This is a genomic window from Enterobacter sp. AN-K1 (genome assembly GCF_020971765.1).
In the GTDB taxonomy this organism is placed as follows: Bacteria; Pseudomonadota; Gammaproteobacteria; order Enterobacterales; family Enterobacteriaceae; genus Enterobacter; species Enterobacter hormaechei_C.
The window spans coordinates 3,665,055-3,686,765 of sequence record NZ_CP087390.1; the positions used below are offsets into that span (position 1 = coordinate 3,665,055).

The 21,711-nt window shown below is 57.4% G+C and carries 21 protein-coding genes and 1 riboswitch; of the genes, 9 read left to right on the plus strand and 12 right to left on the minus strand.

Going from position 1 to position 21,711, the window contains the following annotated elements; genetic code table 11:
• Positions 1 to 224: 224 nt before the first annotated feature.
• Positions 225 to 358: riboswitch (molybdenum cofactor riboswitch) on the plus strand.
• The 6 genes from moaA to LOC22_RS17445 all read left to right on the plus strand — a co-directional run bounded on the left by moaA (position 346) and on the right by LOC22_RS17445 (position 3,819).
• Positions 346 to 1,335 carry a GTP 3',8-cyclase MoaA gene (gene moaA / locus LOC22_RS17420; protein WP_017384935.1) on the plus strand — a complete coding sequence of 330 codons (990 nt, stop codon included), beginning with the start codon at positions 346 to 348 and terminating at the stop codon, positions 1,333 to 1,335. (Overlaps the previous riboswitch by 13 nt.)
• 24 nt (positions 1,336 to 1,359) lie before the next feature.
• Positions 1,360 to 1,872, plus strand: coding sequence for a molybdenum cofactor biosynthesis protein B (gene moaB, locus LOC22_RS17425; protein WP_045334163.1), 513 nt, complete (start codon positions 1,360 to 1,362; stop codon positions 1,870 to 1,872).
• Between the two features lie 3 nt (positions 1,873 to 1,875).
• On the plus strand, positions 1,876 to 2,361 hold the full coding sequence (gene moaC, locus LOC22_RS17430; protein ID WP_230239086.1) for a cyclic pyranopterin monophosphate synthase MoaC: 486 nt from the start codon (positions 1,876 to 1,878) through the stop codon (positions 2,359 to 2,361).
• A complete protein-coding gene (gene moaD / locus LOC22_RS17435; protein ID WP_040117401.1) occupies positions 2,354 to 2,599 on the plus strand; it encodes a molybdopterin synthase sulfur carrier subunit in 246 nt (81 codons plus the stop codon). The genes moaC and moaD overlap by 8 nt, the downstream gene beginning before the upstream one ends.
• 1 nt (position 2,600) lies before the next feature.
• Positions 2,601 to 3,053 carry a molybdopterin synthase catalytic subunit MoaE gene (moaE, locus tag LOC22_RS17440; RefSeq protein WP_015571082.1) on the plus strand — a complete coding sequence of 151 codons (453 nt, stop codon included), beginning with the start codon at positions 2,601 to 2,603 and terminating at the stop codon, positions 3,051 to 3,053.
• A 58-nt stretch (positions 3,054 to 3,111) separates the two neighbouring features.
• On the plus strand, positions 3,112 to 3,819 hold the full coding sequence (locus LOC22_RS17445; RefSeq protein WP_015571081.1) for a Bax inhibitor-1 family protein: 708 nt from the start codon (positions 3,112 to 3,114) through the stop codon (positions 3,817 to 3,819).
• Positions 3,820 to 3,945: 126 nt separating this feature from the next.
• On the opposite strand, the gene LOC22_RS17450 is transcribed toward LOC22_RS17445, so the two are convergent.
• From LOC22_RS17450 to LOC22_RS17460, 3 genes are read right to left on the minus strand one after another with little or no spacing between them, the layout of a single operon-like run.
• A complete protein-coding gene (locus LOC22_RS17450; protein WP_015571080.1) occupies positions 3,946 to 4,908 on the minus strand; it encodes a lysylphosphatidylglycerol synthase transmembrane domain-containing protein in 963 nt (320 codons plus the stop codon).
• Positions 4,908 to 6,146: a cardiolipin synthase ClsB gene (gene clsB / locus LOC22_RS17455; RefSeq protein ID WP_058686642.1), complete on the minus strand. Its 1,239-nt coding sequence runs from the start codon at positions 6,144 to 6,146 to the stop codon at positions 4,908 to 4,910. The genes LOC22_RS17450 and clsB overlap by 1 nt, the downstream gene beginning before the upstream one ends.
• Entirely contained in the window at positions 6,143 to 6,904 is a 762-nt protein-coding gene (locus tag LOC22_RS17460; RefSeq protein ID WP_017384933.1) for an endonuclease/exonuclease/phosphatase family protein, read from the minus strand. The genes clsB and LOC22_RS17460 overlap by 4 nt, the downstream gene beginning before the upstream one ends.
• A 133-nt stretch (positions 6,905 to 7,037) precedes the next feature.
• Between LOC22_RS17460 and LOC22_RS17465 the strand changes: the two genes are divergently transcribed.
• On the plus strand, positions 7,038 to 7,448 hold the full coding sequence (locus tag LOC22_RS17465) for a YbhQ family protein (RefSeq protein WP_003858499.1): 411 nt from the start codon (positions 7,038 to 7,040) through the stop codon (positions 7,446 to 7,448).
• On the opposite strand, the gene LOC22_RS17470 is transcribed toward LOC22_RS17465, so the two are convergent.
• The 5 genes from LOC22_RS17470 to cecR are packed head-to-tail and all read right to left on the minus strand — an operon-like array spanning position 7,410 to position 13,098.
• Positions 7,410 to 8,516, minus strand: coding sequence for an ABC transporter permease (locus LOC22_RS17470; RefSeq protein ID WP_017384932.1), 1,107 nt, complete (start codon positions 8,514 to 8,516; stop codon positions 7,410 to 7,412). The two genes, LOC22_RS17465 and LOC22_RS17470, sit on opposite strands and share 39 nt — an antisense overlap.
• 57 nt (positions 8,517 to 8,573) lie before the next feature.
• A complete protein-coding gene (locus LOC22_RS17475) occupies positions 8,574 to 9,707 on the minus strand; it encodes an ABC transporter permease (RefSeq protein WP_033486372.1) in 1,134 nt (377 codons plus the stop codon).
• Positions 9,697 to 11,436 (minus strand): ATP-binding cassette domain-containing protein, encoded by a 1,740-nt coding sequence (locus LOC22_RS17480; protein WP_230239087.1) that lies wholly within the window; start codon positions 11,434 to 11,436, stop codon positions 9,697 to 9,699. The genes LOC22_RS17475 and LOC22_RS17480 overlap by 11 nt, the downstream gene beginning before the upstream one ends.
• Positions 11,429 to 12,424, minus strand: a complete 996-nt coding sequence (hlyD, locus tag LOC22_RS17485) for a secretion protein HlyD (protein ID WP_023296152.1) — start codon at positions 12,422 to 12,424, stop codon at positions 11,429 to 11,431. The genes LOC22_RS17480 and hlyD overlap by 8 nt, the downstream gene beginning before the upstream one ends.
• Positions 12,421 to 13,098, minus strand: a complete 678-nt coding sequence (gene cecR, locus LOC22_RS17490) for a transcriptional regulator CecR (RefSeq protein ID WP_017384928.1) — start codon at positions 13,096 to 13,098, stop codon at positions 12,421 to 12,423. Before cecR ends, hlyD begins: the two co-directional genes overlap by 4 nt.
• A 204-nt stretch (positions 13,099 to 13,302) precedes the next feature.
• Between cecR and rhlE the strand changes: the two genes are divergently transcribed.
• Positions 13,303 to 14,685: an ATP-dependent RNA helicase RhlE gene (gene rhlE, locus LOC22_RS17495; RefSeq protein ID WP_017693771.1), complete on the plus strand. Its 1,383-nt coding sequence runs from the start codon at positions 13,303 to 13,305 to the stop codon at positions 14,683 to 14,685.
• Between the two features lie 97 nt (positions 14,686 to 14,782).
• Positions 14,783 to 16,960, plus strand: coding sequence for an ATP-dependent DNA helicase DinG (gene dinG / locus LOC22_RS17500; RefSeq protein WP_230239088.1), 2,178 nt, complete (start codon positions 14,783 to 14,785; stop codon positions 16,958 to 16,960).
• Here dinG and LOC22_RS17505 read toward each other — a convergent pair.
• Genes LOC22_RS17505 through LOC22_RS17520 form a run of 4 tightly spaced genes read right to left on the minus strand, consistent with a single transcriptional unit; the run spans position 16,947 to position 21,711 of the window.
• Positions 16,947 to 17,450 (minus strand): fimbrial protein, encoded by a 504-nt coding sequence (locus LOC22_RS17505; protein WP_230239089.1) that lies wholly within the window; start codon positions 17,448 to 17,450, stop codon positions 16,947 to 16,949. The genes dinG and LOC22_RS17505 overlap by 14 nt on opposite strands.
• A gap of 5 nt (positions 17,451 to 17,455) precedes the next feature.
• Positions 17,456 to 18,445 (minus strand): fimbrial protein, encoded by a 990-nt coding sequence (locus LOC22_RS17510; protein ID WP_017384925.1) that lies wholly within the window; start codon positions 18,443 to 18,445, stop codon positions 17,456 to 17,458.
• A gap of 21 nt (positions 18,446 to 18,466) precedes the next feature.
• Complete coding sequence (locus tag LOC22_RS17515) at positions 18,467 to 21,010, minus strand: fimbria/pilus outer membrane usher protein (protein ID WP_230239090.1); 2,544 nt, start codon at positions 21,008 to 21,010, stop codon at positions 18,467 to 18,469.
• A 26-nt stretch (positions 21,011 to 21,036) separates the two neighbouring features.
• Positions 21,037 to 21,711: a molecular chaperone gene (locus LOC22_RS17520; protein ID WP_230239091.1), complete on the minus strand. Its 675-nt coding sequence runs from the start codon at positions 21,709 to 21,711 to the stop codon at positions 21,037 to 21,039.

A 21,711-nucleotide genomic window follows, 5' to 3' on the forward strand; every position in this document is an offset into this window, starting at 1 on the left:
CTATTCCTTATCCTGTTAAGCTTGCGTCACAGTAACGCAACTACTCCTAAAAGACGATGCCTCTCACAAACCATAATGACGTATATCAATGCGAAAGCGCTGTTTTTGCGTATTCTGTAGTGAAAATGCACGATAACATCGTTATATATAAATTTATATAGCGAAAAGCGACAATGGCGAAGTGGCGATTTCCACGCTACTATCGCCATAACCACGTTTTCAAAACTGAAAACATACACTCTAGCCCTGGCGCCTGTGTCGAGAGATATGGCGCCCTGGCCGTGGCGGATTTGCCACCAGGGTACAGAAAGAAATGACTGTGCCTCCCGATCTGGAAAGGTGTACATGGCTTCACAACTTACTGATGCTTTCGCGCGTAAGTTTTTCTACTTACGTTTGTCGATTACCGACGTGTGTAACTTCCGTTGCACCTACTGCCTGCCCGATGGCTACAAGCCGGGCAGCGTCACCAATAATGGCTTTCTCTCCGTGGATGAAGTACGCCGCGTCACGCGCGCGTTCTCTGAACTTGGCACGGAAAAAGTGCGTCTTACCGGGGGAGAGCCCTCCCTGCGCCGTGATTTCCCTGACATCATTGCCGCCGTGCGTGAAAACGAACGTATCCGCCAGATCGCGGTGACCACCAACGGTTACCGCATGGCGCGTGACGTGGCGAACTGGCGCGATGCGGGGCTGACGGCGATCAACGTCAGCGTCGATAGCCTGGACGCCCGTCAGTTCCACGCCATTACCGGCCAGGATAAGTTCCAGCAGGTGATGGACGGCATCGATGCCGCGTTCACCGCCGGTTTCGACAAGGTCAAAGTCAATACCGTGTTGATGCGTGATGTGAACCACCATCAGCTGGACACTTTCCTGGCGTGGATCAAACCGCGCCGCATTCAACTGCGTTTTATTGAGCTGATGGAGACCGGGGAGGGTAGCGAGCTGTTCCGTCGCCATCATATCTCCGGCATGGTTCTGCGCGACGAACTGCTGAAACGCGGCTGGATCCACCAGATCCGCCAGCGCAGCGATGGCCCGGCGCAGGTCTTTTGTCATCCGGATTATGAAGGCGAAATCGGCCTGATCATGCCCTATGAAAAAGACTTCTGTGCCAGCTGCAACCGTCTGCGCGTCTCCTCCGTCGGCAAGCTCCATCTTTGCCTGTTCGGGGATGGCGGCGTCGATCTGCGCGATTTGCTGGAAGATGACGCCCAACAGGACGCGCTTGAAGCACGCATTTCCGAGGCGCTGACGCACAAAAAGCAGACCCATTTCCTGCATCAGGGCAACACCGGCATTACTCAGAACCTGTCCTATATCGGCGGGTAATCAGGCTTTAGAAGGAACCAGAAGATGAGTCAGGTAAGCGCGGAATTTATCCCGACACGCATTGCTATTCTTACCGTTTCCGATCGTCGTGGTGAAGAGGATGATACCTCCGGCCACTGGCTGCGCGAGGCGGCACACGAAGCCGGACACCAGATTGTTGATAAAGCGATCGTCAAAGAAAACCGTTACGCCATTCGCGCTCAGGTCTCACAGTGGATTGCGGGTGATGACGTCCAGGTGGTGCTGATCACTGGCGGCACCGGCTTTACCGCAGGCGACCAGGCGCCGGAAGCGCTGCTCCCGCTGTTCGATCGCGAAGTGGAAGGCTTCGGCGAAGTGTTCCGCATGCTCTCGTTTGAAGAGATTGGTACCTCTACGCTTCAGTCCCGTGCCGTCGCGGGGGTGGCGAATAAGACGCTGATCTTCGCCATGCCGGGGTCGACCAAAGCCTGCCGCACCGCGTGGGAAAACATTATTGCCCCGCAGCTGGATGCCCGTACCCGTCCGTGTAATTTCCATCCCCATTTAAAGAAATAAGCTATGTCACAACTGACCCACATAAACGCCGCTGGCGAAGCGCATATGGTGGATGTCTCCGCCAAAGCCGAAACGGTGCGCGAGGCGCGTGCTGAAGCGTTCGTCACCATGCTGCCGGAGACGCTGGCGATGATTATCGACGGCAGCCATCACAAGGGTGACGTGTTTGCCACCGCCCGCATCGCCGGTATTCAGGCCGCTAAACGTACCTGGGACCTCATCCCGCTCTGCCATCCGTTGATGCTCAGCAAAGTGGAGGTAAATTTGCAGGCGCAGCCGGAGTATAACCGCGTGCGTATCGAGTCCCTGTGCCGCTTAACCGGGAAAACCGGCGTGGAGATGGAGGCGTTGACGGCGGCCTCCGTGGCGGCGCTGACCATCTACGACATGTGTAAAGCGGTGCAGAAAGATATGGTGATTGGCCCGGTGCGTCTGCTGGCAAAAAGCGGCGGCAAATCCGGCGATTTTAAGGTGGTAAGCCATGATTAAGGTGCTCTTTTTTGCCCAGGTCCGTGAGCTGGTCAATACCGACAGCCTGACGCTGGACGGCGCTTTCGAAAACGTCGCCGCCCTGCGTGCGCATCTGGCGGCGCAAGGCGACCGCTGGGCGCTGGCGCTGGACGAAGGCAAACTGCTGGCCGCCGTGAACCAGACGCTGGTGGAGTTAACCCACCCGCTGGCCGATGGGGACGAAGTGGCCTTCTTCCCGCCGGTCACAGGGGGTTAAGATGACGGAAACCCGAATTCTGGTCGGCCATGAGCGTTTTAACGTGGGCACGGAATATGACTGGCTGGCCGGGCGCGACGAAGACGGCGCGGTCGTGACGTTTACCGGGAAAGTGCGTAATCATAATCTCGGCGACAGCGTAAAAGCGCTGACGCTGGAGCACTATCCGGGAATGACCGAAAAATCGCTGGCGGCCATTGTGGAAGAGGCGCGAGGCCGCTGGCCGCTAGGGCGCGTTACGGTTATCCATCGCATCGGCGAAATGTGGCCCGGCGAAGAGATTGTGTTTGTCGGCGTCACCAGCGCCCATCGCGGGAGTGCTTTTGCGGCGGGGGAGTTCATCATGGATTACCTTAAAACCAAAGCGCCGTTCTGGAAGCGTGAAGCGACGCCGGAAGGTGAGCGCTGGGTAGAATCACGCGACAGCGATAAGCATGCCGCCAGCCGTTGGTAGTTGGTTTACGCGGATGTGTTACTCTTAACGTGTGTGTTTACTTAATCAGGAGTGAATCATGGACCGATTTCCGCGTTCCGATTCGATAGTTCAGCAGACCCGTAGCGGGCTGCAAACCTACATGGCTCAGGTGTATGGCTGGATGACGGTTGGCCTGCTGCTTACCGCGTTTATCGCGTGGTATGCGGCAAACACGCCTGAACTGATGATGTTTATCTTCTCAAGCAAAATCACCTTCTTTGGGCTGATTATTGCGCAACTGGCGCTGGTGTTCGTGCTCTCCGGGCTGGTGCACAAGCTCAGTGCGGGTATGGCGACCACGCTGTTTATGCTCTATTCGGCGCTGACCGGGCTGACGCTTTCCAGTATTTTCATCGTTTACACCTACTCTTCCATCGCCAGCACGTTTGTGGTGACCGGCGGGATGTTCGGTGTGATGAGCCTGTACGGTTACACCACCAAACGTGACCTGAGCGGCTTCGGCAACATGCTGTTTATGGGGCTGATTGGGATTGTGCTGGCGTCGCTGGTGAACCTGTGGCTGAAGAGTGACGCGCTGATGTGGGCGGTGACCTATATCGGGGTGGTGATCTTCGTGGGCTTAACCGCTTACGACACCCAGAAGCTGAAAAACATCGGTGAACAAATTGATGTTCGCGACAGTTCAAACCTGCGCAAATACTCGATTCTGGGCGCGCTGACGCTTTATCTGGACTTCATCAACCTGTTCCTGATGCTGCTGCGTATCTTCGGCAACCGTCGCTAGTTATTTCCCCCTCACCCTAACCCTCTCCCTCAGGGAGAGGGGATTGCACGGTGCGGGCTTTTCTCCCTCTCCCCGTGGGAGAGGGCCGGGGTGAGGGCATCAGACCGCAGCGCTACCCGACACAACTCACTTCGCCAACATCCTCTCGTTCTTCGCGCGCAGCTTCTTCGCCCGACTCTCCAGCACCAGATAACAGACCGTTGCCAGCGCCAGCGGCAGGAAGTAGTAGATCATGCGGTACGCGAGCAGGGCGGCGATAATCGTCCCGTGAGACACATGCTCCCCCGCAAGCAGCGCGATAAACACCGCCTCCAGTACGCCAATACCCGCCGGAATATGCACAATCACCCCGGCAATACTGCTTACCAGCAGCACGCCCAGCACGAAGAAGTAGTTCACATCTTCGCCAATCAACAGCCAGATAATGGCCCCCATCGCCATCCAGTTAGCGCTGGAAACCACCATTTGCAGGACGGCAAACTTCCATGACGGCAGCACCAGCTTCTGGCCTTTAATGGTCATGTGACGACGTTTGGCAAAGGCGCAGGCCCACAGGTAGGCGGCGATGATCAGCAGCAGTACGATGCCCAGGATGCGCAGGGTAGCCTCATCGATGTACCAGTGCGCAGGCAGCTGCACCACGCCGATGGTGAAAATCACCCCGCCCAGCAGGATATACCCCAGCCAGTTGGTGGTGATGCTTAAGGAGAAAATACGCGTGATGGTGCCGCCCGGTAAGCCAAGGCGGGAGTACAGGCGATAGCGCATACCAATCCCGCCCACCCAGGTGCTCAGCGTCAGGTTAAAGGCGTAGCAGATGAATGACACCAGCATAACCTGCCGTTTGGCAAGCTTATGTCCGCAGTAGGCACGTCCCAGCAGGTCATAGCAGCCGTACATCAGGTAGCTCACAATCACCAGCCCAACGGCCCCCAGCAGGACTGTCCGGTTGTAGTTGCGAATAACTTTCCACACCTCTTCCCAGTCCACCTTTTGGGCATACACCACCAGCAGGACCGCGACGGCAATGAAGAACAGCCAGGTCAGGATTTTTTTCGCCAGCCGCCAGCGAGGATGAGATTTCGACATCAGGTTTTCCCTCCATCTTCCGCCTCTACGCGGTCCTGGGTTTCCATTTCGGGTTGCACAGGCGGATCCACCAGCGCCAGTTTCGGCGTATGCGCGGGCAGCCAGCCCACCATGGCCGGGAAGTGGCGCAGGAAGTGGAACACCACCACGCCGATGCCCACGTTCCACCAGCTCCGTTTCGGCACCATGGACTCATCCACACGCACGCAGTCTTTATTGATAAGACCCTGAAGGTTATCGCGCAGGGTCTGATTAAACTGGCGATCGTGGATGATCAGGTTCGCTTCCAGATTGAGCGATAAGCTCAGCGGATCGAGGTTGCTGGAGCCAACGGTCGCCCAGTGGTCATCCATCACGGCGACTTTGCCGTGCAGCGGGCGGCGGCGATATTCATAGATCTGCACGCCGCTTTTGACCAGATAGCGATAGAGCAGACGCGCGCCCACCTTCACAATCGGCATATCGGGCTCACCCTGCACGATAAGCTTCACGCTCACGCCGCGTCGGGCCGCGTTGCGCATGGCGTGCAAAATCCGGTAACCGGGGAAGAAATAGGCGTTGGCGATAATCACCTCGCGCTTCGCGTTCGCCAGCATCTTCAGGTAATGACGCTCGATATCGTCCCGGTGCTCCTCGTTATCCCGCCAGACGAACAGCGCCTGCGCCTCGCCGGGCTTGCGGTTCTCTTCCGGGCGATGGCGGCGTCGCCACCAGCGGCGTGCGGCCTCTTTGCCGGGTAAGTTTTCCAGCACGAACAGCTGGATGTCCTGAACCACCGGTCCTTCGATACGGATCGCGTAGTCCTGTTTAGCTTCGGGACCGTAATCCGACATATGCTCGGCGGAGTAGTTAATGCCGCCAACGAAGGCCACCGTTTCATCCACCACCACAATTTTGCGGTGCATTCGGCGGAACAGGTTGGTGCGCATGCCGAACAGACGCGGGCCGGGATCGTAATAGCGGAACACCACCCCTGCGGCGGTGAGCTCGTTAACAAATTCGTCGCTGAGATCCGGCGAACCATATCCGTCGAGCAGAACCTCGATTTTTACACCGCGACGGGCGGCATGCAGCAGTGCGCTGTGCAACTGCCTGCCCACGTCGTCTTCAAACCAGATAAACGTTTCGAGAAAGACTTTCTGCTGTGCGTGGCTAATCGCCTCAAAAACCGCCGGATAAAAGTTATCGCCATTTTCCAGCAGCGTAATACGGTTACCTTCCTGCCATGAGCATTTCATAAGTGGATCTCCGCGCTGAGTGGGGCATGGTCGGAGAGATGTCGCCAGTTGAGTAAAGCCAGCGCCGTCGGGCTGCTGGCGTGGGCATTTTTTACGTAGATGCGGTCAAGGCGCAGCAGGGGGAAGCGCACCGGAAACGTCCGCGCGGGACGACCGCGTGAGCGGGTAAAGATCTCCTCCAGCCCCGCCTTCACCTTCAGCGGATGGTTGGCCCGCTGTCGCCAGTCGTTGAAATCACCGGCCACCACTACGGGCTCGCCCTCCGGCAGCGCATTGGTCCAGTCTGCCAGCATCTGTAGCTGGGCCTGACGGTGGGCTTCACGCAGGCCAAGATGAACACAGCCCACATGAATGGGAAAATCGAGCGCCGGGGGGGTGATACGACAGTATAACAGCCCGCGTTTTTCGCTCTCGCCAACGGAGACGTCGCGGTTCTCATAATGCTCGATAGGAAAACGCGACAGCACCGCGTTACCGTGATGCCCCTCCGGGTAGACCGCATTGCGCCCGTAGGCGTAATCGCTCCACATGGTATCCGCCAGAAATTCGTAATGGGGCGTGTCGGGCCAGTTTTCGAAATGCATCGGGTGCACTTCGTGCGCGCCCATGACCTCCTGGAGGCAGACAATATCGGCGCTGACGGTGCGTACCGCGTCGCGCAGCTCCGGTAAAATGAAGCGGCGGTTAAATGCTGTGAAGCCCTTATGAATGTTTATCGTCAGCACCTTAAGCGAGAAATGCTGCGTTTTTTTGCTCATAAACACCTTCCTGGGTGACTATCCCGATGAAAATAAAGTGTAGTAGGCGTCACAAAAAGATGCGGCGTTACGGAATTTTCCGTAAAGTGCGGTAGTCTGAATTAGCAGAGAAAAATCCTTCAGGAGAGAAGCCATGAAGTGGCAACAACGCGTTCGTGTCGCAACCGGTTTGAGTTGCTGGCAGATAATGTTGCATTTACTGGTCGTGGCCGTACTGGTGATGGGCTGGATGAGCGGCACGCTGGTGCGTGTCGGCTTAGGGTTATGCGTGGTTTACGGCGTGACCGTGCTGTCGATGCTGTTTTTACAGCGTCACCACGACGCGCGCTGGCGTGAAGTGGGTGATGTGCTCGAAGAGCTCACCACCACCTGGTATTTTGGTGCGGCAATGATCGTCCTGTGGCTGTTGTCACGCGTGCTGCAAAACAACCTGCTGCTGGCCCTGGCGGGTCTGGCTATCCTCGCAGGGCCTGCGGTGGTGTCGTTGCTCACCAAAGAGAAAAAGCTACGCGATGTTTCGTCTAAACATCGCATAGGCCACTGAGCCCGTTGTGGCCGCGATGACCAGTAGCGGCCACAAACTTCCCCACACAATATCCAGACTCGCATCCTTCAGATAGATTTGCTTGGTGATATCCGTGAAGTGACGAATTGGGTTTATCCACGTCAAATCCTGTAACCACACCGGCATGTTCTCCACTGGCGAAACGTACCCTGAAAGCAAGATCGCCGGCATCATAAAGACAAACACCCCGATAAACGCCTGCTGCTGCGTTGAGCAGAGCGCGGAAATCAGCAGCCCAAACCCCACCAGCGACAGGCCGTAAATCACCATCGTGAAGTAAAACAGCGCCAGCGATCCGGCAAACGGGATCTGGTACGCCCATATTCCCACCCCCAGCACGATGGTGGCCTGGAACGTCGCGACAATCAGTGCCGGCACCGCCTTGCCGACAAATATCTGCCAGGTGGCGAGCGGTGAGACCAGCAGCTGATCCAGCGTACCTTGCTCACGTTCGCGCGCCACGGACAGCGAGGTGACAATCATCACGCCAATGGTGGTGATCATGGCGATTAATGACGGCACCACAAACCATTTATAGTCCAGGTTCGGGTTGTACCAGTTGCGCACCACCAGCTCGCTGTTGTTGGGTTTGGGTTTGCCTGCCATCAGCTCCTGCTGGTAATCCTTCACCACCTGTTGCAAATAGTTCGCCGCAATCTGGGCGCTGTTGGAGTTACGTCCGTCGAGGATCAGCTGCATCGGCGCGGTCTGGAATGTGTCCAGGTTGCGGGAGAAGTCCGCCGGGAAGCGTACCAGCAATAATGCTTTTTGCGTGTCGATGGTGGGCTGGATCGCCTGCGGGCTTTCCAGAAGCAGGACATGGGTAAAGGCTTTGGCGCGGGCGAAACGCTGCGTCAACTCGACGGAATGCTTGCCGTTGTCTTCGTTGTAAATGGCGATGGTGGCGTTGGTGACCTCGAGTGTGGCGGCAAACGGAAACAGTACAACCTGAAGCAGCACCGGCAGCACCAGAATGGCGCGGGTCTGCGGCTCGCGCAGCAAGGATTGCAGCTCTTTGCGGATCAATGTCCATAAACGGTGAAACATCGCGTCGTCCTCCTGTCGGGTGGCGCTTGCGCTTACCCGACCTACAAAATCCGATGGCTAATCTAATCTTCTTTTCGTTTTCATCCACGTCAGCCCGATAAACATCACCGCCGACGCCAGCAAAAACAGGGTGTTGATAATCAGCACCACCGGAATATTTCCCGCCAGGAACAGGCTTTGCAGGGTGCTCACAAAGTAGCGCGCCGGAATGATGTACGTCACGGCGCGGATCACCGCCGGCATACTGTCTATCTGGAAGATAAAGCCGGAGAGCATAATCGACGGCAGGAAGGCGGCATTAAGCGCCACCTGCGCGGCGTTAAACTGGTTGCGGGTGATGGTAGAAATTAACAGTCCCATCCCCAGCGTGCTGAGCAAAAACAGGCTGGTAATAAAGAACAGCAGCACCAGCGAGCCGCGGTACGGCACGCTAAGAATAAATACCGAGACCAGCATACACAGCAGCATCGCCAGCATGCCGAGGAAGTAGTAGGGGATCAGCTTGCAGAGCAGCAGCTCGACGCGCGTCACTTCGGTCGAGAGCAGCGCCTCCATGGTGCCGCGCTCCCATTCGCGGGCGATCACCAGCGAGGTGAGGATCGCGCCAATCACCGTCATGATGATGGTGACCGCCCCCGGAATAATAAAATGCTGGCTGATGGCGGCGGGGTTAAACCAGTAGCGCGTCTGCACGTCAATCAGCGGTTCAAACTTTTCCCCCCGGTCTTCGGCGCGCTGCATCTGCCAGAGCTGCCAGATCCCCTCCGCATAGCCCTGCACGAAGTTGGCGGTGTTAGGCTCGCTGCCGTCGGTGATCACCTGAATTGGCGCATCGGCGCCCGGGCGTGCCATATTGGCGGCAAAATCGACCGGAATGACGATCAGACCGCGAATTTTTCCGGCCTGCATTTTCTGGATCAGTTCCTGCCGGTTGTCGCTGATGGTGGCATCGATGTAGGGCGAGCCGGTCATGGCGTGGGTGAAGTCCAGCGCCTCTTCGCTCTGCTGCTCCAGCAAAATCCCGACCCGCAGCTTGCTGGAGTCGAGGTTAATCCCGTAGCCGAAAATAAACAGCAGCAGCAGGGGGATCACCACCGCAATCAGCCAGCTGCTGGGGTCACGCACAATCTGCCGCGTCTCTTTGACGCACAGGGCGCGCACCCGGCGCCAGGAAAGGGCGTTACTGCGCATGAGTATTCTCCTTATCCCAGTCGTGGATGAGGGTGATAAACGCCTGCTCCATGGTCGGGTCTGGCTGCGCGTCGTCGGCGGCCTGCGCTTTCAGGTCATCCGGGGTGCCGTGGGCAATCAGCTTGCCGCGATAGACCAGCCCGATGCGGTCGCAATACTCTGCCTCGTCCATAAAGTGGGTGGTGACCATCACGGTCACGCCTTTTTCCACCATGCTATTGATATGCAGCCAGAATTCGCGGCGGGTGAGGGGGTCCACGCCTGAAGTCGGTTCATCAAGAAACAGGATATCTGGCTCGTGCATCAGTGAGCAGGCCAGCGCCAGCCGCTGTTTGAAGCCAAGAGGCAGAGCGTCGGTAGCGTGTGAGGCGATATCGGTCAGGCCGAAGGCGTCGCACATGCGGCCGATCTTCTCATTCTGTGCCCGTCCCCGCAGGCCATAGACGCCGGAGAAAAATCGCAGATTTTGCTCCACCGTCAGGTTGCCGTAGAGCGAAAACTTCTGCGCCATATAGCCCAGGTGCTGGCGCGCCTTGCCGGAGCTGACTTTCAGATCCATATCCAGCACCAGTGCCTTGCCGGACGTCGGCACCAGCAGGCCGCACATCATCTTAAAGGTGGTCGATTTTCCCGCGCCGTTCGGCCCGAGCAGGCCAAAAATCTCGCCGCGCTTCACGGCAAAATTGACGTTATCGGTGGCGGCGAAATCGCCGAATTTTTTGGTGAGCGATTTTGCTTCAATGACCGTTTCGCCCGGCGTGCCTTCCACCGTGTGCAGGATGGCGCCAAGCGGTGATTCTGAGGTTCCCGCCCCGCCCAGCAGATCGATAAACGCATCTTCAAAGCGCGGCGCGGTCTCTGTCATGTCGATCTCAGGCATACCCTGCGCACGGCGGATATCGTCGGCGGTAGTCTCTTTATTGAGGATCACGCGCACCGAACGGCCCTGAATCATCCCGTCGCTCACCTGCGGCAGCTTCAGTACCCGTTGCAGCAGCTTGCGGTTGGACTCCTGCGCGCTGTGCAGCAGAAAACTGCGCCCGGCCATGGTTTGCGTCAGCTCGGTGGGTTCGCCCTGATAGAGCAGTTCGCCTTCATTCATCAGCAGCACGTCGCGGCACTGCTCTGCTTCATCAAGGTAAGAGGTACTCCAGAGGATCAGCATGCCGTCACCCGCCAGCTCGTGCACCATCTGCCACAGCTCGCGGCGGGAAATCGGGTCCACGCCCACGCCGGGTTCATCCAGCAAGAGCACCTTCGGTTCGCCCACCAGCGTGCAGGCCAGCCCCAGCTTCTGCTTCATCCCGCCGGAAAGTTTGCCCGCCAGCCGGTCGGTGAACGGGCCGAGGGAGGTAAACGCCAGCAGACGCTGGAAGGTTTTCTGCCGGGTTTCGCCGGTAACGCTGCGCAGATCGGCATACAGGTTGAGGTTTTCCATTACCGTCAGATCTTCGTACAGACCAAACTTCTGCGGCATATAGCCGAGCATGCCGTGGAGCGCCGCGTCGTCTTTGATCGGATCGAGGCCAAGCACGCTGGCACTGCCTTCATCCGGCTTCAGCAATCCCGCCAGCATCCGCATCAGCGTGGTTTTACCCGCGCCGTCCGGCCCCACCAGCCCGGTCACATAGCCTTTCTGAATCGTACAATTCAGCGGCGCGACCGCCGGTTTAGCCATTCCCGGGAAGCGTTTGACCAGATTGTTGAGCTGGATAACCGCATCATTCATGTCGTTCCCCGTCGTTTAAGGTCACGGTAACAGGCATGCCCTGACGCAGCGCGTCGTCCGCATCGGTGACGATGATGCGCAGGCGATACACCAGGTCGGTACGCAGGTCCGGGGTTTCAACGGTTTTTGGCGTGAACTCGGCGGTAGGGGAGACGAAGCCCACTTTGCCGTGATACGGCTTGTCCGGGCGACCGTCGGTATAGAGCAGCAGTTCGCGGCCCGGCTGCATCTGGCCCAGATTTGGCTCATCAATGTAAGCGCGCACCCACACCGGACGGGTTAAGGAGAGCGTTAACACGGTGCTGCCCGCGCTGAGCATGCTGCCCGGCTCCACGGCGCGGGTCATCAGCGTGCCGTCAGACGGGGCGACTAACGTGGTGTCGTGCAGATCCAGCTCCGCCTGGGCTAACTGCGCCTGCGCCTGCTCAAGGCTGGCCTTCGCCTGGGCAATGTCCTGCGCACGGTTACCGGTGCGGTACTGGCTTAGCTTATCCTGGGCAGATTTCAGCGTCGCCTGTGCCTGGTCGCGGGATGAGCGCGCGTTTTCCAGGTCGTTGGCGGAAATAGTACGGCTTTTCCATAAGCCTTGCTGACGGTTATAGAAATTCTGCGCATAGTCATAGGCGGCTTTTGCCTGCTTAACGGCAGCGGCCGCCTGGGAGATCTCTTCGTCACGGTAGCCCGCCAGCATCAGGTCGTATTGCGCCTGTGCGACGGAGACGCCTGCTTTTGCCTGCATCAGCGCGTTCTCAAACGGGGCTTTGTCCAGCATTCCCAGCGTCTGCCCGGCTTTGATGGCATCGCCTTCGTCAACGTTCAGCGAGGCCAGCCGTCCGCCGACGCGGAAGCTCATGTTCACGGTGCGGATATCCACGTTGCCGTACAGCGTCAGGCCACGATCCTGCTGGCTCTGATACCACAGCCAGCCACCGATTCCCGCAGCAAGTAACACAACAACCACCAGAATGATGGCGACAGGTTTTTTCATGACTTCTGGCTCCTTTGCGTTAAGCCTTGCAGGATCAGATCAACGTGACAGGTAATGACCTGGCTAATTTGCGCGGCTTTATCCTCATCGAATTGTGTCCAGCCCGTACGTAACAGGATGGTCTCACGCCCCAGACGGAAGGCGAGCACTTCGCCCAGCAGGGCGTGGGTATGCAAAATGGTGTCGGTATCGCTGGCGTCCCGTCCGGTATAGGCGGCGATCAGCCGGGTCAGATGGCTGTGCATCGGGGCGATCACCTGATCGTGCACCAGCTGGTACGCGGTAGTGGGGGAGAGCTGCTCGCGGGAGATAAATTTGCTCAGGTTCAGCGTATCGTCGTGCGTCAGCAAGCGGATCATGTTGTGACAGGCGTTAAGGATCAGCTGGCGGATGGCAGCCCGGTCAGGCTCTGGCTGGCTGAACAGCGCGGTGGCTTCTTCCACGTGCGGGCGAAAGCTGGTGCCGATAAAATCCGCGATCCACTGGGCGCAGGCGAGGTATAAATCCTCTTTTGAGCCAAAATAGTAGGTGATGGCCGCAATATTCTGCCCGGCCTGAGCGGCGATATCCCGCGTGGTAGCATGCAGACCATACTCGCCAAACTGCGCCAGCGCGGCGGCGATAAGCTGACTTTTCGCCTGTTCGCCTTTGGTTGTCGTTGGGGTTGTATTCATAGCAGCATTAAAAATTAATCAATCGATTGATTAAGATTATGCCTGATTTGCGCAAACGTCGAGTCATCGCCGGGGATATTTTATGCGCCACGTCACAAAAGCTGCTACACTCCGCTCCTTCGCGACATTGTGGTTTTTGTCCTTCTATTCGTTATATCTCCCTGAAAACTACACCTGTGATGGTCGGGGCGGTTCGGAGTTTTTATGTCTTTTGATTCCCTTGGTCTGAACCCGGAAATTCTGCGCGCCATCGCAGAGCAGGGCTACGTTGAGCCAACCCCTATCCAGCAGCAGGCCATTCCGGCCGTTTTGCAGGGCCGTGACCTGATGGCAAGCGCGCAGACCGGTACCGGTAAGACCGCGGGCTTTACCCTGCCGCTGCTGGAGCTGTTGGTAAAAAACCAGCCGCACGCCAAAGGCCGTCGTCCGGTGCGTGCGCTGATCCTCACCCCAACCCGCGAACTGGCGGCCCAGATTGGCGAGAACGTGCGTGAATACAGCCGCTACCTCAACATTCGTTCGCTGGTGGTTTTCGGCGGGGTAAGCATTAACCCACAGATGATGAAGCTGCGCGGCGGCGTGGACGTGCTGGTGGCAACGCCGGGGCGTCTGCTGGATCTGGAACACCAGAACGCGGTGAAGCTCGATAACATCGAAATTCTGGTGCTGGACGAAGCCGACCGTATGCTGGATATGGGCTTCATCCACGACATTCGCCGCGTGCTGGCGAAGCTGCCGACGCGTCGTCAGAACCTGCTCTTCTCCGCGACTTTCTCCGACGAGATCAAGGCACTGGCGGAAAAGCTGCTGCATAACCCGCTGGAAGTGGAAGTCGCGCGCCGCAATACCGCCTCCGAGCAGGTGACGCAGCACGTGCACTTTGTGGATAAGAAGCGCAAGCGGGAACTGCTCTCCCAGATGATCGGCCAGGGCAACTGGCAGCAGGTACTGGTCTTTACCCGCACCAAGCACGGCGCTAACCACCTGGCGGAACAGCTCAATAAAGACGGTATTCGCAGCGCGGCGATCCACGGCAACAAGAGTCAAGGTGCGCGTACCCGCGCGCTGGCTGATTTTAAATCCGGCGACATACGTGTGCTGGTGGCAACCGACATCGCCGCCCGTGGCCTGGACATTGAAGAGCTGCCGCACGTGGTGAACTACGAGCTGCCAAACGTGCCGGAAGACTACGTGCACCGTATCGGCCGTACCGGCCGTGCGGCGGCAACCGGGGAAGCGCTCTCTCTGGTCTGCGTGGATGAACACAAGCTGCTGCGCGACATCGAACGCCTGCTGAAGAAAGAGATCCCGCGCATTGAAACCCCGGGTTATGAAGTGGACCCGTCGATCAAAGCTGAGCCAATTCAGAACGGTCGTCAGGGCGGCGGTCGCGGTCAGGGTGGCGGTGGTCGCGGTCAGCAGCCGCGTCGTGCCGAAGGTGGCGCGCCGAAATCTTCGGGCAAACCGCCGCGTCGTAATAACGACAGCAAACCAGCCGGTGAAAACCCGTGGCGTAGCGGCGAAGGGAAACCGGCAGGCGAGGGGCAGCGCCGACGCCGCCCGCGTAAACCTGCTAACCCGCAGTAATCTGGAAGCCCGGTCGTAAAGCCGGGCTTTTCTTTTTGCGGCAGCGAAGAGAAAGTGCCACAATAGTGGCTGTTTATACAGTGTTTCAGGTTTTCCAATGGCTTTAACCGCTGCGCTCAAGGCGCAAATTGGCGCATGGTATAAGGCGCTACAACAGCAGATCCCCGACTTTATCCCCCGAGCGCCGCAGCGGCAGATGATTGCTGACGTGGCCAAAACGCTCGCCGGGGACGACGGGCGACATCTGGCGATTGAAGCCCCGACCGGCGTCGGGAAAACCCTGTCGTATCTCATTCCCGGCATTGCCATCGCGCGGGAAGACGACAAAACGCTGGTGGTCAGTACCGCTAACGTGGCCTTGCAGGATCAGATCTTCAGCAAAGATTTGCCGCTGCTGCGCAAAATTATCCCCGATTTACGGTTCACCGCCGCCTTTGGTCGCGGGCGCTACGTCTGCCCGCGCAATCTGGCGGCGCTGGCCAGCAGTGAACCCTCCCAGCAGGATCTGCTCGCGTTTCTTGATGACGAGCTGACGCCAAACAACAAGGCGGAGCAGGAGCAGTGCGCAAAGCTAAAGGCCGATCTCGACGGCTACAGGTGGGACGGCCTGCGGGATCACACCAGCCAGGCGATCGGCGACGACCTGTGGCGCAGGCTCAGCACCGATAAAGCGAGCTGCCTGAACCGCAACTGTCATTACTATCGCGAGTGCCCGTTCTTTGTCGCCCGGCGTGAGATTCAGGAAGCGGAGGTGGTTGTCGCCAACCATGCGCTGGTGATGGCTGCCCTGGAGAGTGAAGCGGTCCTGCCGGAGCCCAAAAACCTGCTGCTGGTGCTCGATGAAGGTCATCATCTGCCCGACGTGGCGCGGGATGCGCTGGAGATGAGTGCGGAAATTACTGCCCCGTTGTTTCGCCTGCAACTCGATCTGTTCTGCAAGCTGGTGGCAACCTGCATGGAGCAGTTCCGCCCGAAAACCACGCCGCCGCTGGCGGTCCCGGAGCGGCTGAGCGAGCACTGTGAAGAGGTGTACGGCCTCATCGCCTCGCTGAATAACATTCTCAACCTGTATCTCCCCGCCACCCAGGAAGCGGAACACCGCTTTGCGATGGGTGAGTTGCCACAGGAAGTGATGGAGATTTGCCAGCAGCTGGCGAAGCACCTTGAAAAGCTGCGCGGGCTGGCGGAGATGTTCCTCAACGATCTCAGCGAGAAAACCGGTACCCATGACGTGGTGCGCTTGCACCGCATTCTGCTGCAAATGAACCGCGCGCTGGGCATGTTTGAGGCGCAGAGCAAACTCTGGCGGCTGGCCTCGATGGCGCAGGCGTCCGGGGCGCCAGTGACAAAGTGGGCCACCCGCGAAGTGCGAGACGGACAGGTACATCTGTTCTTCCACTGCGTGGGCATCCGCGTGGCCGATCAGCTGGAAAAGCTGATCTGGCGCAGCGTGCCGCACGTGGTAGTGACGTCGGCAACCCTGCGTTCACTGAACAGCTTCTCAAGGTTACAGGAAATGAGCGGCCTGAAAGAGAAAGCGGGGGACCGTTTTGTGGCCCTGGACTCGCCGTTCAACCACTGTGAGCAGGGCAAGCTGGTGATCCCGCGCATGAACTATGAGCCGCTTATCGATAACGAAGAGCAGCATATTGCGGAAATGGCGGCCTACTTCCGCGAGCAGGTTGAGAGTAAAAAATACCCCGGTATGCTGGTGCTGTTTGCCAGCGGCCGCGCGATGCAACGCTTCCTGGAGCACGTCACCGATCTGCGCTTACTCCTGCTGGTGCAGGGCGATCAGCCGCGCTATCGGCTGGTGGAAACGCACCGTAAACGCATTGATAACGGCGAGCGTAGCGTGCTGGTGGGGCTACAGTCCTTTGCGGAAGGGCTGGATTTAAAAGGCGACTACCTGACGCAGGTGCATATCCATAAAATTGCCTTCCCGCCCATCGACAGCCCGGTGGTGATCACCGAAGGCGAATGGCTGAAAAGCCTTAACCGTTATCCGTTTGAAGTGCAAAGCCTGCCTGCGGCGTCGTTTAACCTGATCCAGCAGGTCGGGCGCTTGATCCGTAGCCACGGCTGCTGGGGCGAGGTGGTGATTTATGACAAACGCCTGCTTACCAAAAACTATGGCCAGCGGCTGCTGAATGCGCTGCCGATCTTCCCGATTGAGCAGCCAGAAGTGCCGGAGGTAAAAAAACGCCCGGCAAAACCCTCTGCCGGGCGTACAAAAAGCATCCGTGCAAAGAGGCGCGGTCCTACTGGTAAGTGAATGTTACCTGAATCACGCTGTTGAACGTCCCGGCAGTGACGGGCATTGAGGTGGCGTAGTAGCGTGCGGACAGAGGAAAGGTTGCCGTGTGGTCGCTCGGATTGATGGCGGCGTTAAAGGCGGCCTGCGGGGCAATCAGTATTTTGTCCTGTCGGTCTGCCAGCTCCAGCGCCAGTCCCTTTGCGCTACCGATATTGGCAAATTTGGTCGGATGCACGCTGTCTGCCTGGCCATAGAAAAAGGCCGTGGCAAGCGCCAGCGTGGCTGGGCAGTGCGATACTGACAGGGAAAAGTCTTTCCACTCACCGGTATCCCCCACGTCTTTAAAACTGCCCGACACCGCCAGGCCTAAGTCCACCGTCAGGTTGCGGCTGGCGCTGTCAATAATGCAGGTATTGGCGTAAATATTTCCCGTCATCTGGATCTGAATGTCGTCTGCGTGAGCCTGGGCCAGTAAGCCTACCGTCAGAAACGCGATTGTCTTTTTCATGTTTGTCACTTATAGGCGAGAGTGATGGTTGCTACGGTGTTGGCGGGGCCGGGCGTCACCACATCGCTGGTCTGCTCGTAGCGAACCTGAAAGGGGATATCCAGCGTTTCATTGGCAACGGCCTGGCTTTGGGTGTTGACGTAGGAGTCAAAGGTCGCGATATGGTCATCAAACAGCATTCTTACCCCGACGCCCCTTGCCATGCCCGTCTGCTTCGTCAGTTTGATCACTCCCTCAAATGCCGTTTCGTACCCGTTAGCACTGGTGATTTTTAGCTCAGGCTGAACGGTTGTGTCACAGTTAACGGTGATATTAAACGTCTGAGCGGGGCTGGATAAAAACCCCACGCTCATAAAATCACTGACGGGAAAATCGCCCAAATTAACGGTGAGATTTTTTGGCGAAACAGAGCAGGTGACCTGATGCAAAATGACGTTACCTGCATACGCAATATGATTAGGGCTGCCGATCCCTTCATGGCCAAAAACGCCAATGCCGAATTCGGTCTGAGACTGCACCAGCGTGCCGGATGTCACGGCGTCGCTTGTTTTCACCAGTTCAAGCGTGACGTCAAAGTTAAACGACTGTGTGCCATCGGTAGAAACATAGGCAACAGGCGTTCCGCGTGAATCGCACTGTACTCCGCCTGCTCCGCTGATTCGCTGACCCTGATCGTTCATTAGTGCGACCCCAATCCCCGGTACGCCGGAATCATAAACGCCCCTGAGCCCGGGAATTTCCGCGCCGGTGCCGTAGTAGCAGGAAACAATTTCCAGACCGCTGTCAATACTCTGATCGCAGTGCCCGGCAACATGAACGCTTTGCTCTGTACCCGGGATAGTTGCGCCAACGGCCAGCGTCGTCGGTACAGAGATGGAGGCCACGTTAATCATTTTGGGCAGATCCGGCGTGGTGCAGGTCGCCTTCGCATGCGGCATAAATAACGCGGCGGTTCCCAGAACCAGTAAGAAAAAGCACTGTTTAATCATTTGCATAATCGTTAGCCTGAACGGTAATCAATGACACTGCGCGGCAGCGTTAATGATGCTGGTTTTCTCTTTCTCATCCGTTAGCGCATAGTCAGCGACGCAGTGCTCGCTCGCCTCCTGTCCCCAGGAAACGTTGAGATGCCCTTCCTGTGGCAGACCCGAGAGGTAAGTCTGGCCGTCATTTCCGACAATAAATTCGCTGTCCTTATCCCCGGTGGTGACCGTTGCGCCGAAGGGCAGCGGTTTACCATTTTGTGTAAGCGTCATCAGGACGCGATTACCCACGCGGGTAGTAAAGCTGGCGCGCACCACGGCCCCTCGGGTCGGCGTCACAATTTGCGCCGCGTGGGTGACGTCGGCATCCTCCGGCAGCGTTTCGGTATCCAGTGCGATGGTGTTATGGCGATACGCGGTCACGAACGGCACGACGGTATAGCCGCGGAAGTCAGTCTCCACGCCTGTCTGGTTGGTGATATGGGTGCCGTGCGTACCTGGCGCTTTCACCAGCGCGATGGTTTCACCGAGCGGCTGGCTCAGGGTTATCCCGTTAGCGTGGGCCACCACGCCGCCCTGCAAACCGACGTTCAGGGTCTGCTGATACTTATCCTGACTGACGCCTGCGCTCACTTCGCCGTAGGTCGCTTTGTAATCGGTGTTGATGCTGGTGGAGTTACCGCTGCCGGTGCTGCTCAGCCCTTCCTGGATATTCCAGTTCAGGTTGTCTTCTTTCAGGGCCGTACCGTTAAGACCGATGTTCTGCGTGGTGCCATCTTTGGTGTTGTTCAGGTTGTACGTGGCCCAGGTATTATGCATCCAGCGATCCAGCGGAACCGAAACGCTCAGCGAGAACTGGTTGTCGTTTGTTACCTCATTACCGTCTTCATCGCTGTCGTGGGTGTTTTTGTTCATGCTGTAGCTGAGGCTGTAGCTCACGCCGTGCCAGCTGTTGTTGTAGCTGACGCTCAGGGAGGTCATGTTCTGGCTCTGGCTCCAGTAAGTTTCCTTCACCATGCTCAGCGTCACCGACCCCCAACCTTCTGGCAGCGTCTGGTCAATGGTGGCTTCTGTACGGGCGCGGCGCTGCTGGGGAGCAGACCAGTCGTCGGCGCGGGTATACGACTCCATAGTGTCGTCCAGGGTGTAAAACCCCTTGCTGTTATAGCGATAGCCCGCAAGCGAAAAGTTGGTGCCTGAACCGGCGAAATCTTTGCTGTAGCGTACGCGCCACGACTGGCCCTTGCTGGACTGCTGTTTTTTCAGCAGGGCTCTGGCGCGGGTCACGTCAATGGAGAACGCCCCGAGATCGCCCATGTTTTTCCCGGCGCCGAGCGCCTGGGACTGATAGTGGCTGCTCTGCTGCACGCCGCCGTAGGCCGTGAAGCCGTGAGGTAAACCGTAGATGGCGCTTCCCTGGGCAAACGGGGTCTTTTCAACGTCTTTGTCATAAGAGCGATAACGCCCGGCGGTTACGCTGTAGCGCAGGTTTTTTTCACGCTGCAATACCGGCACGGAGGCAAACGGCACCACGAAATGACTTTCGCTGCCGTCAGTTTCTTTCACCGTGACCTGGAGGTCGCCGCTGCTGCCGGTGGGGTAGAGGTCGTTAATTTCGAATGCGCCCGGCGCGACCGTGTTCTGATAAATCACGTACCCGTTCTGGCGGACCATCACCAGCGCGTTACTGTGGGCGGTGCCGCGAATAATAGGGGCATAGCCTTTTTCGCTGTCCGGCAGCATGTCGTTGTCGGATTTCAGCTCCACGCCGGTGTAGGGGACGCTGTCAAAAACGTCGGAAGGTGAGGTGCTTTGGCCCACCGTCACGTCACTTTTCATCGCCACCATATCGCGTTGCGCATAGGTATAAACGGAGGTGAATTTCTGTTTCTCCTCGTGGCCCGTGGTGCTGCGATTCCAGGTGGAGTAGTTACGAACGCGCCATGCCCCGAGGTTGAAGCCGGGACGCAGGTTAACGTACTGGCTGCTGCTATCCTCTTCACCCTGCTGGCGCGCATGGCTCTGGCTGGCGTTGACGCTGTAATTAAGCAGGCCCGCGTTGATCCCTTCGTCAAACTCTTTCGGGTCGATGTAACCGCGTGGCACCTGTCCGAGCGCCTTTTGCGGAATGCTCAGCAGCAGCTGCTGATTGCGCACGCGAAAGGTCGCGGATGCCGAAGGGATGGCGTGTAGATCGGCGCATTGACCTTCTGCCCTCAGCTGCGGATATTTTTGCGTTTTGATCCCGAGGCTCTTTAATTCGTCCAGTGTAAAACAAGGCTGAAGCGTGCTGGTGCCCTGCGGATCTTTAACTACGTTAAAGGTCACGTCACGGGTATCAATTTTATTGTTATTGATAAATACCGCGACCTGATATTTACCTGGCGCCTGACCGGGACCTTTTTCATAGACAGACAGATCGGTCTTTTCCTGCTGTGGATTATCAATGTCCAGCAGGGCAGGGTTAAAATAATCATCAGCCAAAACCTGCTGCGCAAAGATCGCCATTGCCAGGCAACAAAAAGTCATCAGTAATGACGAAAATCGGCAGGTGAACGGCTTTTTATGGCGGTACATGATGATTTTATTACCGGGCAATATTATTAATGAACGTGTTTAGACCATGTCTGGCTGATGCTGCCGTAATCAGTAATAATGGAATACGCGACGGTCGAGCCTCCGACATTGCCAGGTAAAGCAAAATGCGTTTCAGTTTTTGGCACAGCCCAGGTGGCTTTCGTGATTTTCTGACCATTCAGGGTGACGGCCTGAAAATTCATATAGAAAGGCGTGGGATTGTTCACCACTAAATCATTCCCTTCGCGATGCCATTCAAGTTTATCGGCCATATCTTCTGGTTTGCCTTTTACCGCTGACGGGCGATAGAGCAATTTAATTCGGGTGTTAATGGCAATTTGCAGCGTATTTACACCCTCAACATGCTTTGAGGAAGGGATCGCTTTAATATTCAGCCAGTACAGAGATTCCCTGTCTTCCGGTAAATTTCCTCCCGTACGCACCACGCGCAGGACGTTATCCTCTTTCGCATCCAGTCGGAAAAGCGGCGGGGTGATCAGGAACGGGGCTTTGGCCGGGTTTTTACCGCCGGAATCGACCCAGGACTGCACCAGATAATCCGTGGTATCTGTATTTGAAAGACCAAGAGATGATTCCTTTTTATCTCCCTGATAGACCAGACGGGTGCCATTGATCACGACACCCGCCTGTGCCGAGGCTGCTACCAGTAAAAGAGTGCTCAGTAAATAACCGTGGCGCAT